Source organism: Micromonospora sp. LHW51205 (assembly GCF_003315815.1).
Lineage (GTDB): Bacteria > Actinomycetota > Actinomycetes > Mycobacteriales > Micromonosporaceae > Micromonospora > Micromonospora chalcea.
The window spans coordinates 1,148,412-1,164,901 of sequence record NZ_QMEZ01000001.1 but is presented as its reverse complement, the minus strand read 5'-3'; the positions used below and the strand labels follow the sequence as shown (position 1 = coordinate 1,164,901).

Genomic DNA, 16,490 nt, shown 5'->3' with positions numbered 1-16,490 from the left:
CGTGAAACCGCGCTGATCCCGCCGGCCGCGACGGTTGCGGGCATGACGACGACGAATTTTCCCGGCGCGATGGTCGAGGTGTCCGGGCTGCGCAAGGCGTACCGGAGACAGGTCGTGCTCGACGGTGTCGACCTGCGCGTACCCGAGGCCACCGTGTTCGCCCTGCTCGGCCCGAACGGCGCCGGCAAGACCACCACCGTGCAGATCCTCTCCACACTGATCCGCGCCGACGCCGGCACCGTCCGGGTCGCCGGCCACGACGTGACCGCCGAACCGGATCGGGTACGCGCCGCGATCGGCGTGACCGGCCAGTTCTCCGCCGTCGACGCGCTGCTCACCGGCGCGGAGAACCTGCGGCTGATGACCGACCTGCGGCACCTCGGCCGGGTCGAGGGACGGCGGGTGGTGGACGACCTGCTGGCCCGCTTCGACCTGACCGAGGCGGCGGGCAAGCCGGTGGCGGCGTACTCGGGCGGGATGAAGCGCCGGCTGGACCTGGCGATGACGCTCGTCGGCCGCCCCCGGCTGATCTTCCTGGACGAGCCGACGGCCGGCCTGGACCCGCGTAGCCGCCGGGCCATGTGGCAGATCGTCCGGGAACTGGTGGCCGAGGGCGCCACCGTCTTCCTCACCACCCAGTACCTGGAGGAGGCCGACCACCTGGCCGACCGGGTCGCGCTGCTCGACGGCGGTCGCCTGGTCGCCGAGGGCAGCCCGGCCGAGCTGAAGCGGCTGGTGCCCGGCGGCCACGTACGCCTGCACTTCACCGACGCGGCGCACCTGGCCGCGGCGGCCGGGCTGTTCCCGGCGGCCACCCGGCACGACGACGACCTCACCCTGCGGGTGCCGGGCGACGGGAGCGTCAGCGGGGTACGGGCGCTGCTCGACCGGCTCGACGCCGCCGGTGTCGCTGTCGATTCGCTGAGCCTGCACACCCCCGATCTGGACGACGTCTTCCTGGCCCTCACCGGTCACCCCACCGAGGAGAAGGTGACCGCATGAGCACGCTCGCCCACACTGTTGGGGACTCGGCGACCATGCTGCGCCGCAACCTCAAGCACGCGGTGCGCTACCCATCCTTGACCGTCATGGTGATCGCCCTTCCGGTGATCTTTCTGCTGCTGTTCGTCTACGTCTTCGGCGGCACGCTCGGCAACGGACTCGGTGGTGTGGCCGGGGGCCGGTCCGCGTACGCCGACTACGTGACCCCCGGCATCCTGCTGCTCGCCATGGCCGGTGCGGCACAGGGCACCGCGATCGCCGTGGCCATGGACATGACCGAGGGCATCGTGGCCCGGTTCCGCACCATGTCCATCGCCCGCGCGGCGGTCCTCACCGGCCACGTCGTCGGCGCGGTGGCGCAGACGCTGCTCGGGCTGGCGGTGGTGGTCGGTGTGGCGCTGCTGGTCGGCTTCCGGCCGGACGCCGGTCCGGCGCAGTGGCTCGCCGCAGTCGGGCTGCTCACCCTCACCGCGTTCGCGATCACCTGGCTGTCGGTGGCGCTGGGCATGGTGCCCAAGAGCGTGGAAAGCGCCAGCAACCTGCCCATGCCGTTGCTGCTGCTGCCGTTCCTGGGCAGTGGGTTCGTGCCGACCGACTCGATGCCCGCGTGGCTCGGCTGGTTCGCCGAGCACCAGCCGTTCACCCCGATCATGGAGACGTTGCGCGGCCTGCTCCTGGCCGGCCAGGTCGACGGCGGCGACGCGGTCGCGGCGGTGGCCTGGTGCGCCGGGATCAGCCTGCTCGGCTACCTGTGGGCGCGCCGGCTGTACGACCGGGATCCGTCCCGCTGAGTTCTGCCACGGCGGCGAGCCGCAGCTCGTCGTGGTCGAGGGCGGCGTACGACGTGCGGGCCGCGTCGTACGCCGCCGCGTCCGCGTCGCGCGCCGCCCGGCGGGCCGCCGCCGAGGACATGGTGGGCTGGAAGTTGCGCAGGTAGCCGAAGCGTTCGGGCGAGCGCGACCAGCCGGCCGCCGGCCGCCCGGTCGCCGCCCGACCGGCCCAGTTCCACCAGGCCGAGGGCCAGCAGCAGTGACCCGTGAATCGGTAGCTGCACGAGAAAGCCGGGCGGTTCGGCGATCGGGTCGGCCAGCAGCGCCACGCTCCGGCGGCGCAGCGAGTCGGCGAGCCCCGGCACCAGGTCCAGCCGGCCGTGCCGGGCGTGTGCGGCCAGGGCCGCCGCCCGGATCTCCAGGTGCCACGGCGCGTCGCCGGGCGGGCCGGACCAGATGAGCGGGTTCGACGGCCGCCGCAACCCGTCCAGCGCCTCCCGCCAACCGGTTAGCCCGGCCTCGACATCGCCCCGGGCCAGCGCGAACTCGGCCCTGATGCCGCGCTCGTACGCCCGCATGCCGTACTGGTCGTCCGGCACCGGCGGTGCGTCGTACCGGCTGTCGCAGGCGTCGGTGGTGGCCAGCCGCAGCCAGCGTTCCGCCTCGTCGACCTCGCCCAGCGCCAGGTTGACCAGCACCAGGCTCCAGCGGATCTGGAGGCGGTCCCACCACGGGCCGGAGTCGGCCAGCAGGTCCAGCGCGGCGGTGAGGTGATCCCGGGCCTCCGCCGAGCGTTCGGCCTGCATGCAGAGTTCACCGACCCGGGAGTGGGCGAGCACCAGCAGCCACCGCAGCGGCCGGTGCGCCAGCGTGTCGAGCATCCGCCCAGCGGCGTCGAGCGCGTCGTCAGGCCGCCCGGCCTGCTCCAGCAGATAGCTGGCCAGGGCGTTCGCCATCGCGGCGACAAGCGGTTCGCGGTGCGCACGCAGCGCGGTGAGCACGGCCGGGTCGGCGTCGATCTCGGGGAGCGCGCCCAGCACCACCGCCATCGCACCGGCGACCGTGTCCGGCGGTGGCGGCGGAAGGCGGCGCAGCACGACCAGCGAGCGGGTCGAGCGGCGCCCGGCGATCATCAGGGTGTGCGCCACGCCGAGCACGGCAACGGTGCGGACCGGTGCCACGAACTCCGGCGGCGGACGGTAGTGAGAGAGCAGGAAATCGGTGTCGGCTACCAGCGCGAGCATCCGGGTGTAGCTGGTGTCGAGCGTCCACACCGCGGCCAGTGCGGCGGCGACACCCGCTACTGTCGGTGCGTCGGACCGGGCCACTGCCAGGCGCAGCGCGGCGACCAGGTTGTCCTGCTCGGCGCGGACCGTCACGACGGCGGTGAACGGTTCGGCGCCGAGCAGCGCCTCGTGGTGCCCGAGGCCGAACTCGCGGGCCCAGGCGAGGTACGCCGCCAGCACCCGCTCGTCCTCGCCGGCCTCGGCGCGGCGGGCGGCGCCGAACTCCCGCACCGTCTCCAGCATCCGGAACCGGATCGCGTCCGCCGTCTCCTCCACCCGCAGCAGTGACTGGTCGACCAGGTGTTCCAGCACCGGCAGCGCGTCCCCGCCGAGTACCCGGTCCGCCGCAGCGGCGCTGAACCCGGCCGGGAACACCGACAGCGCCCGCAACGCCGCCCGGCCCTCCGGCCGCAGCAGGTTCCAGCTCCAGTCGACCACCGCGTGCAGCGTGTGGTGGCGCGCCGGCGCGTCCCGTGGGCCGCCGCGCAGCAGCCCGAACCGGTCGTCGAGCCGGCGGGCCAGCTCCGGCACGCTCATCGCCCGCACCCGGGCGGCGGCCAGCTCGATCGCCAGCGGCATCCCGTCCAGGTGCCGGCACACCTCGGCCACCTGGTCGGCGGGCAGCACCACGCCCGGCCGGGCGGCGCGGGCCCGCTGCGTGAACAGCTGCACCGCCGTGTCCAGCGGCAGTTCGGGCAGCGCGTGCACCGCCTCCGAGGTCAACCCCAGCGGGGTGCGGCTGGTCGTCAGCACCCGCAGCTCCCGGGTCGCCGCCAGCAGCGCCGCCACCAGCTCGGCGACGCCCCGGACCACCTGCTCGCAGTTGTCCAGCACCAGCAGCACCGACCCCGGTCCGAGCGCCGCCACGATCGCGGCGACCGGGTCGGCGGGCACCGGCAGTGCGCCGACCGGCCCGGCGACCGGCTCGCCGACCCCCAGCGCCGCCGCGAGGGCCTCGGGCACGTCGCCGTCGGTGGTGACCGCGCCGAGCGCCACCAGGCGTACGCTGCGCTGCGGCGCGCGCCGGGCCACCGCGTACGCGAGCCGGGTCTTGCCCAGCCCGCCCGGTCCGACGACGGAGACCACACGGGAGCCGGCGAGCAGGGACTCCACCGAGGCCAGGTCGCCGTCGCGGCCCAGCAGTGGGTTCGGCTCGTACGGGATGCCGGGCCGGGACACCCGGCTCTCGCCGTCGAGCAGTTCCCGGTGCAGCTCGCGCAGCGCGGCTCCCGGCTCGGCGCCCAGCTCGTCGCGGAGCGAGCGGCGGTAGTCCTCGTACCGCGTCAGCGCCGCCGACCGGCTCGTCACCGCTGCCTCGCACCGGAGCAGTTCGGCCAGCACCTCCTCGTCCTGCGGACCTCCGGCGGCCAGCGCGTCGAGACCGGCCAGTGCCTCCGCGGGCCGTCCGAGCCGGGACAACGCGAGCGCCCGCGCCCGGGACAGTTCCCGGTACGTGGCGGCCCGGTCCGCGCGCAACGCGGTGAGCGGATCGTGCTCGCCCGGGTCATCGCCGGGCGGACCGGCCCAGTACGCGAGTCCCGCCTCCGCCTCGGCGAGTGCGGGGGCGTGCGCACCCGCGCGGGCGTGCCGGGCCGCCGCCGCCGCGTGCCGCAGCACCGCCGCCGCGTCCACCTGCGCGTCGGTGAGCGCCAGCCGGTAACCGGTGGCGGTCCGGACGATCAGGTCGGCGCCCAGCTCGGCGCGGGCCCGGGAGACCAGGATCTGCAACGCCTTCACCGGATGCCGGGGCGGATCGTCCGGCCAGAGCGCGTCGACGAGCGCGCCGGTGCTGCAGCCGGACCCGAGCCGGCCGGCCAGCAGGGCCAGCAGCGCGCGCAGCCGGGCGCCGCCCACCGGCACACCTCGGCAGACCACGTCCGACAGCATGGTCAGTTCGGTGGTCACCGGGCCAGCGTAGGCGGCGGACCGGCCCGTCACGGTCCCCGCGCCGGGCGGTCCGTGAAGGCGGCGTGAAAAGTCCCGGCCCGCCCGTACCGGATCCGTCAAAGCCGTCGACCGTGCCCACCCGGCCCGGCTGGTATGGCCCGCGAGGGACGTACCGACGCGGGAGGCGGACATGGGACGAGAACAGGCGGACGGGTGCACCGGATTCCGGGTGGCCGCCGGCGCCGTCGTGGTGGTCGGCGCGGCGCTGGTGGCGGCCGGGGTGTTCACACCCGACGAGCGACCCGGGCGGGTCCTGGTGATGGCGGGCGTCGTCGGGGCGTACGCCGCTGTGGTGGCCGATCTGCGCGCGGTCGCGGCGGTGGCCGCGCTGGGTGCGGCGGTCTTCGTCGGGTTCCTCGCCCACCGCTACGGCGAGCTGACCGGCCCGGGTGACGCCTGGTCCCAGGCCGTGCCGATCGGGTTCGCCGCGGTGCTCGGCACCGGCTACCGGCACCTCCGGTCGATCGGGGCCGAGGCCCGTCCGGTGACCCGGATCACCGCCCACGGAGGCGGCGTGAAAAGCGCGTCAAGAAACCGCCGTCGCGCGTGATGGTCGCGTCAAGACCCCTGTCGGTCCGGCGGATACGGCGTTGTGATTGCCCGGCGCGGCCGGGAGGCGGTCGCGAGGACATCTTCCGCTAGGAGAGATCAGCCGTGTCTGACGTGCTGTTCGTGTTGCTGACGGTGGGGCTGTTCGCGGCTCTCGCCCTCGTGGTGAGGGGCGTGGAGAAGCTGTGAGCGCCGTCAACGCCGTCGGCCTGGTGCTGGCGACCGGGTTGGGCGTGTTCCTGGTCGTCGCCCTGCTGTTCCCGGAGCGCTTCTGATGAGCATGACCACAGCCGGCGTGCTCTTCGTCCTGTCGCTGGTGGTGGCGCTGGTCGCCGTGCACCGGCCGTTCGGCGACCACATGTACCGCGTGGTGGCCGGAACCCGGTCGTCCCGGGTCGAGCGGGGGATCTACCGCCTGGTCGGGGTCGACCCGGCCGCCGAGCAGACCTGGGGCGTGTACGCCCGCTCGGTGCTGGCCTTCTCGGCCGTCTCCCTGCTGTTCCTGTACGCGTTCCAGCGGCTGCAGAACCACCTGTGGCTCTCGCTGGGCTTCGACCCGGTGGTGCCGCACGGCGCCTGGAACACCGCTGTGTCGTTCGTGACCAACACGAACTGGCAGTGGTACTCGGGCGAGTCGACGATGGGCCACCTGGTCCAGATGGCCGGGCTGGCGGTGCAGAACTTCGTCTCGGCCGCCGTCGGCATCGCCGTGGCGGTGGCGCTGGTCCGGGGCTTCGCCCGTAGCCGCACCGGCGAGCTGGGCAACTTCTGGGTCGACCTGACCCGGGTCACGCTGCGGATCCTGCTGCCGATCGCGGTGCTCGGCGCGCTCGCGCTGATGCTCGGCGGCGTGGTGCAGAACCTCTCCGGCGGCACCGACGTGACCACGCTGACCGGCGGCGCCCAGACCGTCACCGGCGGACCGGTGGCGAGCCAGGAGGTCATCAAGGAGCTGGGCACCAACGGCGGCGGCTTCTACAACGTCAACAGCTCCCACCCGTTCGAGAACCCGACCGCGTGGACGAACTGGCTGGAGATCTTCCTGATCCTGGTGATCCCGTTCAGCCTGCCCCGGGTCTTCGGCCGGATGGTGGGGCAGAAGCGGCAGGGCTACGCGATCGTCGCCGTGATGGCGATCCTGGCGCTCGCCAGCATCACCCTCACCAACGTCTTCGAGCTGACCGGCGACGGCACGGTGCCGCAGGCGGTCGGCGCGGCGATGGAGGGCAAGGAGGTGCGCTTCGACGTGTCGAATTCGGCCACCTTCGCGGCGGCCACCACGCTCACCTCGACCGGCGCCGTCAACTCGTTCCACGACTCGTACACCGCGCTGGGCGGCATGATGACGCTGGGCAACATGATGCTCGGCGAAGTCGCGCCCGGCGGCGTCGGCGCGGGCCTGTACGGGCTGCTGATCCTCGCGGTGATCACGGTTTTCGTGGCCGGCCTGATGGTCGGGCGCACCCCGGAGTACCTGGGCAAGAAAATCGGCTCGCGCGAGATCAAGTTCGCCTCGATGTACTTCCTGATCACCCCGGCGCTGGTGCTCACCGGCACCGCCGCAGCGTTCGCCACCGGCAACGCCTCGACAGCGCTGAACGTCGGGCCGCACGGGCTGTCCGAAGTGCTCTACGCGTTCACCTCGGCCAGCAACAACAACGGCTCCGCGTTCGCCGGCATCACCGTGAACACGCCGTGGTGGAACACCGCGCTCGGGCTCTGCATGCTGCTCGGCCGGTTCCTGCCGATCATCTTCGTGCTCGCGCTGGCCGGCTCGCTGGCCCGCCAGCAACCCACACCCGCCTCCGAGGGCACCCTGCCGACCCACCGGCCGCTGTTCGTCGGCATGGTCGTCGGCGTCACGGTGGTCCTCGTCGCGCTCACCTTCCTTCCCGCGCTCGCGCTCGGCCCGCTGGCCGAAGGGCTGTGACCACCATGAGAGACAAGGACATGACAGCACCTGTGCAGACCGCCGACGCGCCGGTGGCAGGTACGCCGGGGCGCCGCGACGACCGGGTCGGCGGCGGGCTGCTCGACCCTCGCCAGCTGATCGCGTCGCTGCCGGACGCGCTGCGCAAGCTCGACCCGCGCACGCTGTGGCGCAACCCGGTGATGCTGATCGTGGAGATCGGCGCGCTGTTCACCACTGTGCTCGCGGTGACCGACCCGTCGTTGTTCGCCGTGGCGATCACGGTCTGGCTCTGGCTCACGGTGATCTTCGCGAACCTGGCCGAGGCGGTCGCCGAGGGGCGCGGCAAGGCGCAGGCCGACACGCTGCGCCGGGCCAAGCAGGACACCGTCGCCACCCGACTGGTCGGCTGGACACCGGGCGCCGCCGCGAACGCGTACCGGGACGAGGCGGTGCCCGCGCCGCAACTGCGCCAGGGTGACGTCGTCCTGGTCGAGGCCGGGCAGGTCATTCCCGGTGACGGCGACGTGGTGGAGGGCATCGCCAGCGTCGACGAGTCGGCGATCACCGGCGAGTCCGCCCCGGTGATCCGGGAGTCCGGCGGCGACCGCAGCGCGGTCACCGGCGGCACCCGGGTGCTCTCCGACCGGATCGTCGTGCGGATCACCCAGAAGCCGGGCGAGAGCTTCATCGACCGGATGATCGCGCTGGTCGAGGGCGCCAACCGGCAGAAGACGCCGAACGAGATCGCGCTGAACATCCTGCTGGCCGCGCTGACGATCGTCTTCCTGCTCGCCGTCGTCACGCTCCAGCCCATGGCGATCTTCGCGAAGGGCTACCAGGCCGCCGCGCCGGACACCGCGGCGATCACCGACTCCGGCGTCACCGGCGTCGTACTCGTGTCGCTGCTGGTCTGTCTCATTCCGACCACCATCGGCGCGCTGCTGTCCGCTATCGGCATCGCCGGCATGGACCGGCTCGTGCAGCGCAACGTGCTGGCGATGAGCGGCCGGGCGGTCGAGGCGGCGGGCGACGTCAACACGCTGCTGCTGGACAAGACCGGCACGATCACGCTCGGCAACCGGCAGGCCGCCGAGTTCCTGCCGGTGACCGGGGTCGACGCGGCCACGCTCGCCGACGCGGCGCAGCTGTCCAGCCTGGCCGACGAGACCCCCGAGGGCCGCTCGGTGGTGGTGCTCGCGAAGAACGGGTACGGGCTGCGCGAGCGCGAGCCCGGCCTCATCCCGCACGCCACGTTCGTGCCGTTCACCGCGCAGACCCGGATGAGCGGCGTCGACCTCGACGCCGGCGGCGGCGTCCGGCACGTCCGCAAGGGCGCCGCCGCCGCGGTGATGAAGTGGGTACGCGACAACGGCGGTCACCCGACCGAACAGGTCGGTGAGCTGGTCGACGCGATCAGCGGCACCGGCGGTACGCCGCTGGTGGTGGCCGAGCACGTGGCGGGCGAACCGGCCCGGGCGCTCGGCGTCATCCACCTCAAGGACGTGGTGAAGGCCGGCATGCGGGAGCGCTTCGACGAGATGCGCCGGATGGGCATCCGCACCGTGATGATCACCGGCGACAACCCGCGTACCGCGAAGGCGATCGCCGACGAGGCGGGCGTGGACGACTTCCTCGCCGAGGCCACGCCGGAGGACAAGCTCGCCCTGATCAAGAAGGAGCAGGAGGGCGGCCGGCTGGTCGCGATGACCGGCGACGGCACGAACGACGCGCCCGCGCTGGCCCAGGCGGACGTCGGCGTGGCCATGAACACCGGCACGTCGGAGGCGAAGGAGGCCGGCAACATGGTCGACCTCGACTCCGACCCGACCAAGCTGATCGAGATCGTGGAGATCGGCAAGCAGTTGCTGATCACCCGGGGCGCGCTGACGACGTTCAGCATCGCCAACGACATCGCGAAGTACTTCGCGATCATCCCGGCCATGTTCGCCGGCATCTACCCGTCGCTGGACCGGCTGAACATCATGCGCCTGGCCAGCCCCGAGTCGGCGATCCTCTCCGCCGTCGTCTTCAACGCGATAGTCATCGTGGCGTTGATCCCGCTGGCCCTGCGCGGTGTGCGGTACCGCCCGGCCAGCGCGTCCGCGCTGCTGCGCCGCAACCTGTGGCTCTACGGCCTCGGCGGCATCGTGGTGCCGTTCGTCGGCATCAAGCTCATCGACCTGCTCGTCCAGTTCGTCCCGGGGATCTCGTGATGCGCCTTCCCAGTTGGCTCTCCCAGCACCTGGCCGCCCTGCGCGCGGTGCTCGTCTTCACCGTGCTGCTCGGCCTGCTCTACCCGCTCGCCCTGGTCGCCGCCGGCCGGCTCCCAGGCCTCGACGGCAGGGCCGACGGCTCACTGCTCACCGTCGACGGCCGTACCGTCGGCAGCTCGCTGATCGGCCAGTCGTTCACCGACGCGGACGGCAACCCGGTCCCGCGCTACTTCCAGTCCCGCCCGTCGGCCGCCGGGGACGGCTACGACCCGACCGCCACCGCGGCGAGCAACCTCGGCCCGGAGAGCGTGGTGGACACGCTCTCCGCCGACCCCGCCGGCTCCACGTCGAGCCTGCTCACCCAGGTCTGCGCCCGCAGCAAGGCGATCGGCGAACTGGACGGCGTGGACGGGCGGCGCCCGTACTGCACGCCGGACGGGGTGGGTGCGGTGCTCGCCGTGTTCCGCGCCGACGGGCTCACCGGCCGGATCACCCGCGTGGTGAGCGTCAACCAGGCCGCGCCCGCAACGCCGTTCGTCGCCACCTGGCAGGGCGTACCGGTGGAGGCGGCGCGGCCCGGTCACGACTACGTGGCCGAGGGCGGCATCGTCACCCCGGTCCGCGGGGACGCCCCGGCCCGGCCCGCCGTACCGGCCGACGCGGTCACCGCCAGCGGCAGCGGCCTCGACCCGCACATCTCCCCGGCGTACGCCCGGCTCCAGGTGGCCCGGGTGGCGCGGGAGCGCGGTGCGGACCCGGCGGCGGTACGGCGGCTGGTCGCCGAGCACACCACCGGCCGGGCGCTGGGCTTCATGGGCGAGCCGGGGGTGAACGTGCTGGAACTCAACCTCGCGCTGGACGAGGCGTTCCCGGCGCGCTGACGGAAGTGTTAAGAAGGGCCCCCTTCACCTCGCGAGGCGTTAACAGGGGGCCCTTCCTTGCACTCAGGGAGGATGGGGGCGTGGGCAGGGGTGAACTGCGGATCTATCTCGGGGCCGCCCCGGGCGTCGGCAAGACGTACGCGATGCTGGAGGAGGCCCAGCGCCGGGCCGAGCGCGGCACCGACGTGGTGATCGGCCTGGTCGAGACGCACGGGCGCCGGCACACCGCCGAGATGATCGGCGCCCTGGAGGTGGTGCCGCGCCGCCCGATGACGTACCGGGGCGTCGAGTTCACCGAGATGGACCTGGACGCCGTGCTGGCCCGGCGGCCCGAGGTCGTCGTGGTGGACGAGCTGGCCCACACCAACGTGCCCGGCTCCCGGCACGAGAAGCGCTGGCAGGACGTGCAGGAGCTGCTCGACGCCGGCATCAGCGTGCTGTCCACGGTCAACGTGCAGCACCTGGAGTCGCTCAACGACGTGGTCGCGCAGATCACCGGCACCACCCAGCGGGAGACCGTGCCGGACCAGGTGGTCCGCGCCGCCGAGCAGGTCGAGCTGGTGGACATGACGCCGGAGGCACTACGCCGCCGGATGGCGCACGGCAACATCTACCGGCCCGACAAGATCGACGCCGCGCTCGGCAACTACTTCCGGGTCGGCAACCTCACCGCGCTGCGCGAACTGGCGCTGCTCTGGCTGGCCGACAAGGTCGACGAGCAGCTCGACGCGTACCGGGCCCAGCAGGGCATCTCCGACACCTGGGAGGCGCGGGAACGGGTGGTCGTCGCGCTGACCGGCGGCCCGGAGGGTGAGACGCTGATCCGCCGGGCGGCCCGGATCGCCGCCCGCAGCAAGGGCGCCGACCTGCTCGCCGTGCACGTCGCCCGCAGCGACGGGCTGGCCGGCGCCGACCCGGCCCAGCTGGCCCGGCAGCGGGTGCTGGTGGAGAGCCTCGGCGGCACGTACCACCAGGTGCTCGGCACCGACATCCCGGCGTCACTGCTGGACTTCGCCCGGGGCGTCAACGCCACCCAGCTCGTGCTCGGCGCGAGCCGCCGGGGCCGGTTCGCGCAGGTGTTCGCCCGGGGCGTCGGGGTGACCACCACCGCGCTGTCCGGCCCGATCGACGTGCACCTGGTCACCCACCCCGAGGCGGGCCGCGGGCGCCGGGGCACGTCGGTGCCCGCCGCGCTGTCGCGACGCCGGCGACTGATCGGGTACGCGCTCGCGGTGCTCGGCATGCCCCTGCTCACGCTGCTGCTGCGGACGCTGCCCGACCTCACGCTCACAAACGACATCCTGCTGTTCCTCGCCGGTGTGGTGGGCGTGGCGCTGGTCGGCGGGCTCTGGCCGGCGCTGGTCGCCGCGCTCGGCGGCTCGCTGCTGCTCAACTGGTTCTTCACCCCGCCGTACCGGACGCTGACCATCGCCGAGGCGGACAACCTGCTCGCCCTCGGCGTGTTCGTCGGTGTCGCCATCGCGGTGAGCTGGGTGGTCGACGTGGCGGCCCGGCGTACCCGGGAGGCGGCCCGGGCCTCCGCCGACGCGCAGACCCTGGCCACCGTCGCGGGCAGCGTGCTGCGCGGCGAGCGGCCGCTGCCCGCCCTGCTGGACCGGCTGCGGGAGACGTTCGGGTTGCGCGCGGTGAGCGTGCTGGAGCTGACCGACGAGGCCGGCGGACGCCCGGCGCGCGCCCGGGACGCGGACGCCTGGCGGGTGGTGGCGAGCGTCGGCGAGCGGCCGCCCGGTAGCCCGGGCGCGGGCGAGACGGTGGTGCCGGTCGACGACCGGCTCAGCGTGGTGCTCGCCGGCCGGCGGCTGGAGGCGGCCGACCGCCGGGTGGTGGAGGCGTTCGCCGCGCAGGCCGCCGTCGCGCTGCGCCAGGAACGGCTGGCCGAGGAGGCCGCCACCGCCCGCCCGCTGGCCGCCGCCGACCGGATGCGCACCGCGCTGCTCGCGGCGGTCAGCCACGACCTGCGTACGCCGCTGGCGTCGGCCAAGGCCGCGGTGAGCAGCCTGCGCAGCCACGACGTCGAGTTCGACCCGGACGACCGGGAGGAACTGCTGGCCACCGCCGACGAGTCGCTGGACCGGCTGGGCCGGCTGGTGGCGAACCTGCTCGACATGAGCCGCCTGCAGGCCGGCGCGCTGGGCGTCACCACCACCGCGATCGGGCTGGAGGACGCCGTACCCCGGGCCCTCGACGAACTGGGCCCGGCGGCGGCCGAGGTGACCACGGACATCCCGGCCGACCTGCCGGCGGCGCTGGCCGACCCGGGCCTGCTGGAGCGCGTGCTGGTAAACGTGGTGTCGAACGCGCTGCGGCACAGCCCGCCCGGCCGCCCGCCGACGATCACCGGCAGCGCGCACGCCGGGCAGGTCGAGCTGCGGGTGATCGACACCGGGCCGGGCATCCCGGAGGACCAGTGGGAGCACGTCTTCCTGCCGTTCCAGCGCCTCGGCGACCGGGACAACCAGACCGGCGTCGGCCTCGGGCTGGCGCTGTCCCGGGGCCTCGCCGAGGCGATGGGTGGCAGCATCACCCCGGAGACCACGCCCGGCGGCGGACTCACCATGGTGTTGCGGCTGCCGGCCGCCCCGCACGCGGAAGGGCCGCAGGAATGACCCGGATCCTGGTCGTCGACGACGAGCCGCAGATCCTGCGCGCCCTGCGGATCAACCTGCGCGCCCGGGGCTACGACGTGGAGGTCGCAGGCAGCGGCGCCGCCGCGCTCAAGGCCGCCGCCGGGCACCCGCCGGACCTGGTGGTGCTCGACCTGGGCCTGCCGGATCTGGACGGCACCGAGGTGATCCGGGGCCTGCGCGGCTGGACCGCCGTGCCGATCATCGTGCTCTCCGGCCGGGCCGGCAGCGAGGACAAGGTGGCCGCGCTCGACGCGGGCGCCGACGACTACGTCACCAAGCCGTTCGGGGTCGACGAGCTGCTGGCCCGCATCAGGGCGGTGACCCGGCGGCTCGCCCCGGCCACGCCCGCCGTGCCAGCGCTGCGGATCGGCCGCAACACCGTCGACCTGGCCGACCGGACCGTCACCCGGGACGACGGCGTCGAGGTCAAGCTGACCCCCACCCAGTGGGCGATGCTGGAAAAGCTGCTGCGCAACCCGGGCAAGCTGGTCAGCCAGCGCCAGCTGCTGCACGACGTGTGGGGGCCGGAGTACCACCAGGAGACGAACTACCTGCGGCAGTACATGGCCCAGTTGCGGCGCAAGCTGGAGGACGACCCGGCCCGGCCCCGGCACCTGATCACCGAGCCGGGGATGGGCTACCGCTACCGCCCCTGACGTTTGCGACCGCCTCGGCGGGGGACTCGGCGAGCCGGTCGGGCTGCGGGGGAGGGGCATGGCGGGCAACCGGTCCTCGGAGGGGTTCGGCCGGCAACTGGACGAACACGCCATCGACGCCGGCGCGGCGGAGCCGGAGCGCCCCGACGGGCTGGTCGACAGCGGCGTCTACGTCGGCGGGGTACGGCGGGCGTCGCCGGTCAGCCTCGCCGACACGTACCGCTGCCTGCAGCAGCTCGACGACGCGATGGCCTGGATCGGGCTGCTCCGGCCGGGCCGCGAGCAGATCGCCTCGCTCGCCGCCGAGTTCCAGCTCCCCGACCTGGCCGTCGAGGACGCGATCAACGCCCATCAGCGCCCCAAGCTGGAACGCTACGGCGACACCCTGTTCGTGGTGCTGCGCGCCGCCCGCTACCTGGACGAGCGGGACGCGGTCGAGTTCGCCGAGCTGCACCTGTTCCTGGGGCCCGGATTCGTGATCACCGTGCGGCACGGTGGCACGCCCGACCTGGCCGGCGTACGACGGCGGCTGGAGGCCGAGCCGAACGTGCTCGCGCTCGGCCCGGAAGCGGTTCTCTACGCCGTGCTCGACCGGGTGGTGGACGGCTACGCGCCGGTGGTGGCCGGGCTGGAGAACGACATCGACGAGGTCGAGACCGAGGTGTTCGGCGGCGACCCGAACGCCAGCCGCCGCATCTACGAGCTGAGCCGCGAGGTGATCCAGTTCCAGCGGGCCGCCCGCCCGCTGCTGAAGGTGGTGGACGAGCTGGCACACGGGTTCGACAAGTACGGCACGGACGAGGAGCTGCGCCGTCGGCTGCGCGACGTGGCCGACCACCTCACCCAGGTGGTGGAGCGGGTGGACGGGTTCCGGCACCTGCTCCAGAACATCCTCACCGTCAACGCCACACTGGTCTCACAGGCGCAGAACGAGGAGATGCGCAGCCTGACCGCCGCCAGCTTCGAGCAGAACGAGGAGATCAAGCGGGTCTCCGCCTGGGCCGCCATCCTGTTCGCGCCGACCCTGATCGGCACCGTGTACGGGATGAACTTCGGGCACATGCCGGAGCTGGGCTGGCGGTACGGCTATCTGTTCGCGCTCGCCCTGATGCTCGCCGTCTGCGGCGCGCTCTATCTGCTGTTCAAGCGCCGCGGCTGGCTGTGAGCCGGGCCGGCCGGGCCTCGGCCGTGACCGCGCGCCGTCGGTGATCCACTAAAGTGTCCGGGTGACTACCCCCCGTCGTCCGTACGTTGCCCGGACCTCGTGTCGTGGAGGTAGGCGCTGATCGGGGACACGGTGCCGACCCCGCGCGGCGGTCGCCGGACGAGCACGGGGAGGCGAGGGCTGGCGGGCCACTGTGCCCGGCTCGTCGCGTCCCGGCCGTTCGAGGTGGCCATCGTGGTGCTCATCATGGCCAACGGAGTGGTGCTGGGTATCGAGACGTACCCGAACCTGGGCGCCGCCGGGCCGGTGCTGCGGTGGACGGAGCTGATGTTCCGGGCCGCCTTCGTCCTGGAGATCACCATCCGGATCCTCGCGTACGGCCGCCGCCCGCAGGACTTCTTCCGGCACGGCTGGAACGTCTTCGACCTGCTGGTCACCGCGGCCATCTTCATCCCGGGACTGCACGGCGACTCGGGCGTGCTGCGGTTCATCCGGGTCGCCCGGGTGCTGCGGCTGGTCCGCTTCTCGCCCGGCCTGCGGACCATCGTCACGGCGCTGTGGCGCAGCCTGCCCGGCGTCGCCGGGTTCCTCGCGCTCGCCGCCGTCACGCTCTACGTGTACGGCATGGCCGGCTGGCTGATCTTCGGCGACCGTTACCCCGAGCAGTACGGCGACATCGGCCGTTCCCTCGTCACGCTGTTCGTGCTGCTGTCCCTGGAGACGTTGCCGGACCTGCTGGAACAGGGCCTTGAGGTGTCACCGTGGACGCTTCTCTACTACGTCAGCTTCGTGATGATCGCGGTCAACCTGCTGCTGAATATCCTCATCGCGGTCATCGTCAACTCGATGGAGGAGGCGCGCCGGCTGGAGATGACCGAGGGGCTGGCGCCGGACTACGACGAAGACGGCGACGGGATACCGGACGAGGTGGACCGGATCGCGATCAGTCAGCGCCTGGACGACCTGCGCATGGTCATCGCCGAGTTGGAGCGGGAACTGCGCATCGACCGGGACGAGCCGCCCGGCGCGCCGCGCCGCCGCCAGTACTCGGAGCACTGACCGGCCCGGTCATGACAGTTCTGTGACGAAATCGGACCGTACGTTTGGCCGGACGGTTGATCGGGGCAACCAGCGAGGCGCCAACACATCCGAGGGAAGGGACGCCTCTCGTGGAGATCACGGGCTTCTTCACCGCGCTCATCATCGGCCTGGTCATCGGTGCGCTCGGGCGCCTGGTGGTGCCGGGCAAGCAGAACATCCCGATCTGGCTGACCCTGCTCATCGGTGTGGTCGCCGCGCTCGTCGGCACCCTGGTGGCCGGCGCGTTCGGCGTCGCCGACACTCCCGGCATCGACTGGATCGAGCTGGCGCTCCAGGTCGGCTTCGCGGCCATCGGCGTCGCGATCTTCGCCGGCCTGTACGGTCGTCGCCGCGTCTGACCGGACCGAAGGAAGGGCCCCT

The 16,490-nt window shown here is 73.1% G+C and carries 13 protein-coding genes; 12 read left to right on the top strand and 1 reads right to left on the bottom strand.

Annotated elements, in window-relative coordinates; genetic code table 11:
• The first annotated feature begins 42 nt into the window (after positions 1-42).
• Together DQE82_RS05405 and DQE82_RS05400 are read left to right on the top strand one after the other, a co-directional pair.
• A complete protein-coding gene (locus DQE82_RS05405) occupies positions 43-1,002 on the top strand; it encodes an ATP-binding cassette domain-containing protein (RefSeq protein ID WP_113972131.1) in 960 nt (319 codons plus the stop codon).
• Positions 999-1,793, top strand: coding sequence for an ABC transporter permease (locus tag DQE82_RS05400; protein ID WP_104115864.1), 795 nt, complete (start codon positions 999-1,001; stop codon positions 1,791-1,793). The genes DQE82_RS05405 and DQE82_RS05400 overlap by 4 nt, the downstream gene beginning before the upstream one ends.
• Here DQE82_RS05400 and DQE82_RS05395 read toward each other — a convergent pair.
• Positions 1,748-4,963 (bottom strand): BTAD domain-containing putative transcriptional regulator, encoded by a 3,216-nt coding sequence (locus DQE82_RS05395; RefSeq protein ID WP_199495942.1) that lies wholly within the window; start codon positions 4,961-4,963, stop codon positions 1,748-1,750. The genes DQE82_RS05400 and DQE82_RS05395 overlap by 46 nt on opposite strands.
• A 172-nt stretch (positions 4,964-5,135) precedes the next feature.
• On the opposite strand from DQE82_RS05395, the gene DQE82_RS31025 reads away from it, so the two are divergent.
• The 10 genes from DQE82_RS31025 (at position 5,136) to DQE82_RS05345 (ending at position 16,468) form a co-directional block, all read left to right on the top strand.
• Positions 5,136-5,555: a hypothetical protein gene (locus DQE82_RS31025; RefSeq protein WP_233514590.1), complete on the top strand. Its 420-nt coding sequence runs from the start codon at positions 5,136-5,138 to the stop codon at positions 5,553-5,555.
• Positions 5,556-5,739: 184 nt separating this feature from the next.
• Positions 5,740-5,829 (top strand): K(+)-transporting ATPase subunit F, encoded by a 90-nt coding sequence (gene kdpF / locus DQE82_RS05385; protein WP_113972130.1) that lies wholly within the window; start codon positions 5,740-5,742, stop codon positions 5,827-5,829.
• Complete coding sequence (gene kdpA / locus DQE82_RS05380; protein ID WP_064448599.1) at positions 5,829-7,484, top strand: potassium-transporting ATPase subunit KdpA; 1,656 nt, start codon at positions 5,829-5,831, stop codon at positions 7,482-7,484. The genes kdpF and kdpA overlap by 1 nt, the downstream gene beginning before the upstream one ends.
• A 20-nt stretch (positions 7,485-7,504) precedes the next feature.
• A complete protein-coding gene (gene kdpB, locus DQE82_RS05375) occupies positions 7,505-9,679 on the top strand; it encodes a potassium-transporting ATPase subunit KdpB (RefSeq protein WP_113972129.1) in 2,175 nt (724 codons plus the stop codon).
• A complete protein-coding gene (locus tag DQE82_RS05370; protein ID WP_113972128.1) occupies positions 9,679-10,560 on the top strand; it encodes a potassium-transporting ATPase subunit C in 882 nt (293 codons plus the stop codon). Before kdpB ends, DQE82_RS05370 begins: the two co-directional genes overlap by 1 nt.
• A gap of 80 nt (positions 10,561-10,640) precedes the next feature.
• Positions 10,641-13,187 (top strand): DUF4118 domain-containing protein, encoded by a 2,547-nt coding sequence (locus DQE82_RS05365; RefSeq protein WP_113972127.1) that lies wholly within the window; start codon positions 10,641-10,643, stop codon positions 13,185-13,187.
• Positions 13,184-13,864 carry a response regulator gene (locus DQE82_RS05360; protein WP_043327043.1) on the top strand — a complete coding sequence of 227 codons (681 nt, stop codon included), beginning with the start codon at positions 13,184-13,186 and terminating at the stop codon, positions 13,862-13,864. Before DQE82_RS05365 ends, DQE82_RS05360 begins: the two co-directional genes overlap by 4 nt.
• A 58-nt stretch (positions 13,865-13,922) precedes the next feature.
• Positions 13,923-15,029, top strand: coding sequence for a magnesium and cobalt transport protein CorA (locus DQE82_RS05355; RefSeq protein WP_043327041.1), 1,107 nt, complete (start codon positions 13,923-13,925; stop codon positions 15,027-15,029).
• Positions 15,030-15,161: 132 nt separating this feature from the next.
• Positions 15,162-16,088 carry an ion transporter gene (locus DQE82_RS05350; RefSeq protein ID WP_255423587.1) on the top strand — a complete coding sequence of 309 codons (927 nt, stop codon included), beginning with the start codon at positions 15,162-15,164 and terminating at the stop codon, positions 16,086-16,088.
• Between the two features lie 110 nt (positions 16,089-16,198).
• On the top strand, positions 16,199-16,468 hold the full coding sequence (locus DQE82_RS05345; RefSeq protein ID WP_043327037.1) for a GlsB/YeaQ/YmgE family stress response membrane protein: 270 nt from the start codon (positions 16,199-16,201) through the stop codon (positions 16,466-16,468).
• Positions 16,469-16,490 lie beyond the last annotated feature (22 nt).